General features: G+C 67.7%; 8 protein-coding genes. 4 read left to right on the top strand and 4 right to left on the bottom strand.

From position 1 onward, the window contains the following. Positions 1-2: 2 nt before the first annotated feature. Positions 3-1,679 (bottom strand): SulP family inorganic anion transporter, encoded by a 1,677-nt coding sequence (locus L687_RS22480; RefSeq protein WP_021198033.1) that lies wholly within the window; start codon positions 1,677-1,679, stop codon positions 3-5. Between the two features lie 186 nt (positions 1,680-1,865). Between L687_RS22480 and L687_RS22485 the strand changes: the two genes are divergently transcribed. From L687_RS22485 to L687_RS22500, 4 genes are all read left to right on the top strand, one after another. Further along, entirely contained in the window at positions 1,866-2,252 is a 387-nt protein-coding gene (locus tag L687_RS22485) for an SHOCT domain-containing protein (protein ID WP_021198034.1), read from the top strand. Between the two features lie 92 nt (positions 2,253-2,344). Further along, positions 2,345-2,809, top strand: coding sequence for a MarR family winged helix-turn-helix transcriptional regulator (locus tag L687_RS22490; RefSeq protein WP_021198035.1), 465 nt, complete (start codon positions 2,345-2,347; stop codon positions 2,807-2,809). 27 nt (positions 2,810-2,836) lie between these two features. Then, a complete protein-coding gene (locus L687_RS22495) occupies positions 2,837-3,814 on the top strand; it encodes a zinc-binding dehydrogenase (protein WP_021198036.1) in 978 nt (325 codons plus the stop codon). A 56-nt stretch (positions 3,815-3,870) separates the two neighbouring features. Further along, positions 3,871-4,272: a RidA family protein gene (locus L687_RS22500; RefSeq protein ID WP_029258462.1), complete on the top strand. Its 402-nt coding sequence runs from the start codon at positions 3,871-3,873 to the stop codon at positions 4,270-4,272. A gap of 37 nt (positions 4,273-4,309) precedes the next feature. Here the strand turns inward: L687_RS22500 and L687_RS22505 are convergent, their stop codons facing one another. The 3 genes from L687_RS22505 to L687_RS22515 all read right to left on the bottom strand — a co-directional run. Then, entirely contained in the window at positions 4,310-5,386 is a 1,077-nt protein-coding gene (locus L687_RS22505; RefSeq protein ID WP_021198038.1) for a DNA polymerase IV, read from the bottom strand. A 45-nt stretch (positions 5,387-5,431) separates the two neighbouring features. Further along, positions 5,432-5,824 carry a DUF1304 domain-containing protein gene (locus L687_RS22510; protein WP_021198039.1) on the bottom strand — a complete coding sequence of 131 codons (393 nt, stop codon included), beginning with the start codon at positions 5,822-5,824 and terminating at the stop codon, positions 5,432-5,434. A gap of 52 nt (positions 5,825-5,876) precedes the next feature. After that, positions 5,877-6,627: CPBP family intramembrane glutamic endopeptidase (locus tag L687_RS22515; protein ID WP_021198040.1), on the bottom strand; the 751-nt coding region annotated here is incomplete at its 5' end.

A 6,627-nucleotide genomic window follows, 5' to 3' on the forward strand; every position in this document is an offset into this window, starting at 1 on the left:
CGTCAGGGCGCGTCGTCCACTTCACCCTGGTGAAGGCTCTGCATCCCCGCATCGATCGCCGATTCGGCTGCGGTGATGCCTTCTCGCAACGTCCCGTGGACGCGCCCCGCCGATTCGAGGCCTGCGAACCACGGTGTGCGCTCCGCCACGACCTTGGCCGATGCCGGCACCGCAGCCAGGTGCAGCACGACCCCGAGCTGCGAGAGCTCGCGGTCGAGATCCTCCAGCGCGTCGAGCACGGTGATCGTCATCACCTCCTGCTGCGTCAACCCGAGCACGAGCGCGCGGACCGGAGCCCCCTGGGCCGCCACGGTCTCGAGGAGCATCCGCTCGTTCGCCAGGGCGTTCGCAGTGTAGAGACCGCGGTCCAGGCGGATACCCAGCACCCCGCCGTCAGCACCCACGATCGTCGCCTTCGGGATGTTGACCTCGCGCAGCACCAGGATCAGCGTCACGACGACGCCGACGGCCACGGCGGGGAGCAGCCCCGCGGTGAGACCGAGCACGGCGACGGACGACGCGATCCAGAAGTCGACGCGACTGATGCGTGCCCAGCGCACGAGTTCCGGGATGTTGATGAGCCCCGCCACCGCGACGAACACCATCGCGGCCAACGTCGCCTCCGGCAGCAGACTGAGCACCGGGCCGAGGAAGAGGGCGACGAGGACGGCGAGGACCACCGTCACGAGGGTCGCCACCTGCGAGCGCGCGCCCGCGCTCTGATTGACCGCGCTCTGCGAGAACCCTCCGGCCGCCGGCATCGTTCCGAAGAAGGCCCCGACCGTGTTCGCCGCGCCTGTCGCGAACAGCTCCTGGTCGCTGTCGATCTGAGGCTCGGTGGCGACGCGAAGGCTTCGGGCGACGGCTGCGGATTCGAGGAAAGCCATCACGGCGATCGCGAGCGCGCCGGGAACCAGCGCCACCGTCTGTCCGAAGTCCGGGATTCCTGGAACGGGCAGGCCGCTGGGCACCGGAGCGATCAGGTCGACGCCGAGCCGATCGATTCCGGCCAGCCCGACCAGGAGGATCCCTCCGACCACGACGACCAGCGTGCCCGGAACCTTCGGAGCGAAGCGCTTGAGCACGAGGATCACCGCGATGGAGCCTGCGGAGAGGGCGATCGTGGGCCCGTTCGCACTTCCGAAGGCCTGCGCCACCGCGCCGAGCGATGCGAGGAATCCATGACCGGAGAAGTCGTCGCTCTCGCCCAGCAGCTTCGGCAGCTGTCCGACCGCGACCGTCGCACCGACACCGATCTTCAGGCCGAGGACCGTGGCGCCACTGATGTTCTCCACGAGCGAGCCGAGCCGGCAGAGCCGGGCGATCAGCAGGATCGCGCCGACCAGCAGGGTCAGCATCATCAACGAACCCATCGCGTCCTCGGCCCCGGCCGCCACGCCCGCCGTGACCAGGGTCGTCGCCGTCAGCGTGGCGATGGTCGACGTCGTCGAGACGCTCATCGCCCTGCTCCCCCCGAGGAACGCGTACACGAGCATCGGCAGGATGCAGGTGTAGAGGCCCACCTGCACGGGCAGGTTCGCGATCGTCGCATAGGCCATCGCCTGTGGGATCACGACGGCACCGGCCGAGAGCCCCGCGATCACGTCGCGAAGGATCCAGGATCGTCGGTAGCCCACAACGGTGCCGAGCAGCCACGGGGGTCGTCTCGTCACGGTCATCGGCCTCTCCGTCGTCGGGTCGTCAGAAGCGTACTGCGGCGGACACCGCGAGGAACACGGGGAAGAGAGTCCCACGCGCGGCTCACCCTGGTGAACTCCCGCCGCGGACAGTGCCGCCGGCCCTGCGCACCGGTAACGTCCGACGAGCCGCCGACTTCGCGCGGAACATCTTTTGAAGGAGTAGTCATGAGTTTTTGGGGATCGTTCTGGGACATCATCTGGTGGTTCCTGCTGGCGTTCGTCTTCATCTCCTACCTGTTCGCCCTGTTCGCCATCGTCGCCGATCTGTTCCGTGACCGGAAGCTCAACGGCTGGTGGAAGGCGGTGTGGATCATCTTCCTGATCTTCGTTCCGTTCCTCACGGTGCTCGTGTACCTGATCGCACGGGGATCGGGCATGGCAGAGCGGAGCAATGCGGAGGCCGCGAGCGCCCGCAGCGCGGCAGATGCCTATATCCAGCAGGTCGCCGGCACGAGTCCGAGTGAGGAGATCGCGAAGGCGAAGGCATTGCTGGACTCCGGGACCATCACGGCCGAGGAGTACAACACGATCAAGGCCAAGGTCCTCCGTTAGGACCGACACAGGGCGTGTCCGCGCACCGCGGGCACGCCCTGTTCTCCGTCATTCAAGTTGTGCACAATCGAATTGCATGCAATGATTCATCCATGCCGGTGACCGATGAGATGGTGTGCTTCTCCCTCTACTCCGCGGCTCGCGCCACCACGCAGGCATATCGGGCACTGCTCGCGCCGTGGGGACTGACGTACCCGCAATACCTGGTGCTCGCCGCGCTCTGGCTCGACGGCGAGCAGACGATCGGCTCGCTCGGCGAGGTGATGCGCCTGGATTCCGGCACGCTCTCCCCGCTCGTCCGGCGACTCGAGCAGGCAGGACTCGTGGCGCGATCGCGCAGTCGCGAGGATGAGCGCGTCGTGATCGTGACGCTCACTGAAAAGGGGCGCGAGCTTCGCTCCGAGGTCGCGCCGATCCATTCCAGGATCACCGCGATCTCGGGACTCCACGACGACGACCATCGCAGAGCTCTCATCGCCGAGTTGCACGACATCACCGATCGCCTCCAGCAGGCGACCATCGACCTCGGCAGCGCCCGCCCGGGCGACGCCCGCTGACCTCACCCCCGACAGAACGGAGCCGCCATGCGCGCACTCATCCACCCCACGTTCGGCGAGCCGAAGGAGGTCCTCCGCGTCGAGGACCGGCCCGTTCCGGAGCCCGGCGAGGGACAGGTCCGCCTGCGAGTGGTCCTCTCCCCCATCCACAATCACGATCTCTGGACGGTGCGCGGCACTTACGGCTTCACTCCCGAACTCCCTGCGGCGTCGGGCACAGAGGCGTTGGGCGTGGTGGATGCGCTCGGCGCCGGCGTCGAGAACCTCGCCGTCGGCCAGCGCGTCGCCACTGGAGGGACCTTCGGCGCATGGGCCGAGTACATCGTGACGAACGCCGCGGGGCTCATCCCCATCCCGGACGGGCTTCCCGACGAGACGGCCGCCCAGCTCGTGTCGATGCCGTTCAGCGCGATCACCCTGCTCGATTTCCTCGCGGTGAAGGAGGGCGACTGGATCGTCCAGAACGCCGCGAACGGCGCCGTCGGGCGCATGCTCGCGCAGCTCGCCTCCGCACGTGGTGTGAACGTGGTCGGCCTCGTGCGTCGGACGGCGGGCATCACGGAACTCCACGAGCAGGGCATCGACCGGATCGTCGCCACCGATCAGGCCGATTGGAAGGCACAGGTGGAAGCCCTCACCGGCGGTGCCCCCGTCGTCGCCGGTGTCGACTCGGTCGGCGGCGCTTCTGCGGGCCAGGTGCTCTCGTTGCTCGCCGAGGGAGCAACCCTGGTCGCCTTCGGCGCGATGGACTCGCCCATCATGGAGATCGCGTCCTCCGATGTGATCTTCAAGCAGGCCACGGTGAAGGGCTTCTGGGGCAGCAAGGTGATCCCCCGTCTGGATGCCGATACGCGCACCGCTCTGTTCGGCGAGCTCTTCCAGCGTCTCGCCGACGGCAGCCTCACCCTTCCCGTCGCCGGCATCTTCGACGCTGCCGACATCAGCGCGGCCGTGCAGGCGAGCGACACCGCAGGGCGCGTCGGCAAGGTGCTCCTCCGCTTCTGAGCGCGTGCGCCTCCGAGGAGCTCTCCGATGTCGGTACCCCAAGGCAGAGTGTGCGCATGAACATCACACTCACTCAGCCTGAAGGGCTCGTCGCGAGTCCGGCATTCAGCCACGTGGCGGTCGTTCCGCCTGGAGCGACGACGATCTACATCGGCGGCCAGAACGGCGTCGACACCACGGGGGCCGTCGTCTCCTCCGATGCCGGCGAGCAGTCGCTGCGCGCGGTGGAGAACGCCAGGATCGCTCTCGAGTCGGTCGGTGCCGGACTCGACGACGTGATCAGCTGGACCGTGCTGATCCATCAGGAAGCGGATCTGCGCGCAGCCTATGGAGCGGTCGCCTCGAGGCTCGCCAGGGAAGGCGCCCCGCCCCTCGTCACGGCTGCGCTGGTGGCAGGGCTCGGGGTGCCCGGTGCGCTGATCGAGGTGAGCGCCGTCGCCGCCGTCGTCCGGGACTGATCGAACCCCGCGCTTTTGGGGGCGTGCGGGACGGAGGTCAGATCCTGCCACGCACCGGAGTGCGCTCCGCATCGTCGGCGCCGTCCGGCATGGTCATCTCCGCGCGCACGCCCAGCAGGCGAACCTCGCGCTCGGGATCGAGCGTCGCGCCGAGTGCTGCCGCGGCCGCGACGAATTCCTGGCGATCCGTGGTCGGCCCCGGAAGCTTGCGACCGATCGTTCTGGTCTCGAACGGGGCGTACCGCACCTTGAGGTACACACGCACGACGGGTCGCCCTTCGGCGGCGCAGTCCTGGAAAGCCTGGGCGGCGAGTTCTCTGATCGCCGTCTCGACCTGATCCGGTGTCGTCAGGTTCTGCTGGTAGGTCATCTCGCGACTGTGGCTACGAGCGACCCATGGGGTGTCGTCGACGCTACGCGGACCGATTCCGGATCCCAAGCCGTGATACCAGACGCCCATCCGCGGTCCGAACTCCGCCACCAGAGCCTGCTCGTCCGCATCGGCCAGCTCGCGCACGGTCAGGATGCCGTGAGCGGCCAGTCTCCTCTGCACCTTCGGCCCGACACCCCACAGCTCGCGCGTTGGCCTGTCTCCCATGATCTCGAACCAGTTGTCCGCTGTGAGGCGGAATATGCCGCGGGGCTTGCCGAATCCGGTCGCGATCTTCGCCCGCACCTTGTTGTCGCCGATCCCCACCGAGCAGTGCAGCTCGGTCGCATCGAGCACCGCGGCCTGCGCGGACCTCGCCATCGTCTCCGGATCGTCCGTGGTCACGCCGAGAAAGCACTCGTCCCACCCCACGATCTCGAGCACCACATCCGGCAGCGCCCGGAGCGCGGCCATCACCTCACCGGAAGCCAGAGCATAGGCCTCGTGGTCGACGGGGAGGAAGACCGCGTCATCGGGTGCCTTGCGTGCGGCGATCTTCAGAGGCATGCCCGAACCGATTCCGAAGGCGCGCGCCTCATACGAGGCGGTCGACACGACGGCGCGCTCGGTGGGGTCTCCCCGACCACCGACGATCACCGGGAGGCCGGCGAGCTCGGGCCTGCGCAACACCTCGACCGCGGCGATGAACTGATCCATGTCCACGTGCAGCACCCAGTCGGCCATGCAACGAGTGTGGTCGCTGACGGCGCGGATGTCACCCCTCGAGCATCAGCTGATCGCGACGCCGATCGCCGTGGCGACCACCGCGAGCAGTGGCAGGGCTCCCTGCATCGTGGCCGCGCGCACTTTGGTGCGGTCGGACAGCACGAGCACCAGCGCGGCGGCGAGCATCATCGCGGTACCGGCGAAGACGAGTGTGAGCCCCACCGTCTCGGCTCCCACGATCACGAGACCGATGCCGAGCAGGGTCGTCAGCGCGAGGAAGAGGTTGTAGAACCCCTGGTTGAAGGCCAACTGCTTCATGGTGACCGCATCGGCCTCGCTGGCGACGCCGAAGATCTTCCGCGTCTCGGTATCGGTCCACCTGAGCGACTCGAGCGCGAAGATGAAGACGTGGAACGCAGCGGCGGCTGCGGCGAGGACGAGACCGACGATGAGCATGGGCTGATTCTCCCGTTCCGAAGGGTCGGGAGCAAGCTGACCGCGATCGGGGCTACACGAGGAAGATCGGCAGCAGTCCCGGATTGTGTGCGTGCACCAGCACGGCGAACACCACGGCGTCGAACAGCAGATGCACCGTGACGACATAGGCGAGCGAATGCGTGCGGAGGAAGATGTACCCCTGCAGCAGGGCGAACGGGATGGTCAGCAGCGGTCCCCACTCCCGGTAGCCGAGCTCCCAGAGGAACGAGACGAAGACGATCGCTTGGAGCAGGTTCGCGACCAGGTCCGGGAAGTGGCGTCGCAGCAGCGCGAACACCGCGCAGATGAAGAACAGCTCGTCCCAGATGCCGACGGCGCCGACGCCGACGAAGAGCCTCGCGATGAGGTCCGGGGTGTCGACCACCGGCCAGTTCTGGTAGACCCCGCTGGTGATGAAGTAGAAGGGCAGGATGAGCCAGCCGAGCACCAGCACGGCCACCAGCCAGCCCCACTGGAGCCGACCCCAGCGCTTATGGGTGCGCCAGGGAAAGCTGATCGCACGGTCGCGATAGACGAACCTCGAGATGACGTACGGCACGGCGACCGCCCCGCCGAGTGCAAGAGTGAAGCGCAGCATCGCGAGGTTGTCGAGCTCCGCAGCCAACGGGATGATGCTCACGATCAGAAGACCGATCGCGATCAGGGAGAGATCCCTCGTGAGAGACGGCGGCCTGTGTACTCCGATCACCCTCGCGGTCTCCAACCGAGACCCCACGCGCACGACCTCGTCCTCGGCGCGGCGGCCGCGCTCGATCAGACCC

It is taken from the genome of Microbacterium maritypicum MF109, from assembly GCF_000455825.1.
Taxonomy (GTDB): domain Bacteria; phylum Actinomycetota; class Actinomycetes; order Actinomycetales; family Microbacteriaceae; genus Microbacterium; species Microbacterium maritypicum_A.

Coding starts and splice junctions, on each gene's coding strand:
- L687_RS22480 (WP_021198033.1), bottom strand. CDS start 1,679: ATGACCGTGACGAGACGACCCCCGTGGCTGCTCGGCACCGTTGTGGGC.
- L687_RS22485 (WP_021198034.1), top strand. CDS start 1,866: ATGAGTTTTTGGGGATCGTTCTGGGACATCATCTGGTGGTTCCTGCTG.
- L687_RS22490 (WP_021198035.1), top strand. CDS start 2,345: ATGCCGGTGACCGATGAGATGGTGTGCTTCTCCCTCTACTCCGCGGCT.
- L687_RS22495 (WP_021198036.1), top strand. CDS start 2,837: ATGCGCGCACTCATCCACCCCACGTTCGGCGAGCCGAAGGAGGTCCTC.
- L687_RS22500 (WP_029258462.1), top strand. CDS start 3,871: ATGAACATCACACTCACTCAGCCTGAAGGGCTCGTCGCGAGTCCGGCA.
- L687_RS22505 (WP_021198038.1), bottom strand. CDS start 5,386: ATGGCCGACTGGGTGCTGCACGTGGACATGGATCAGTTCATCGCCGCG.
- L687_RS22510 (WP_021198039.1), bottom strand. CDS start 5,824: ATGCTCATCGTCGGTCTCGTCCTCGCCGCAGCCGCCGCTGCGTTCCAC.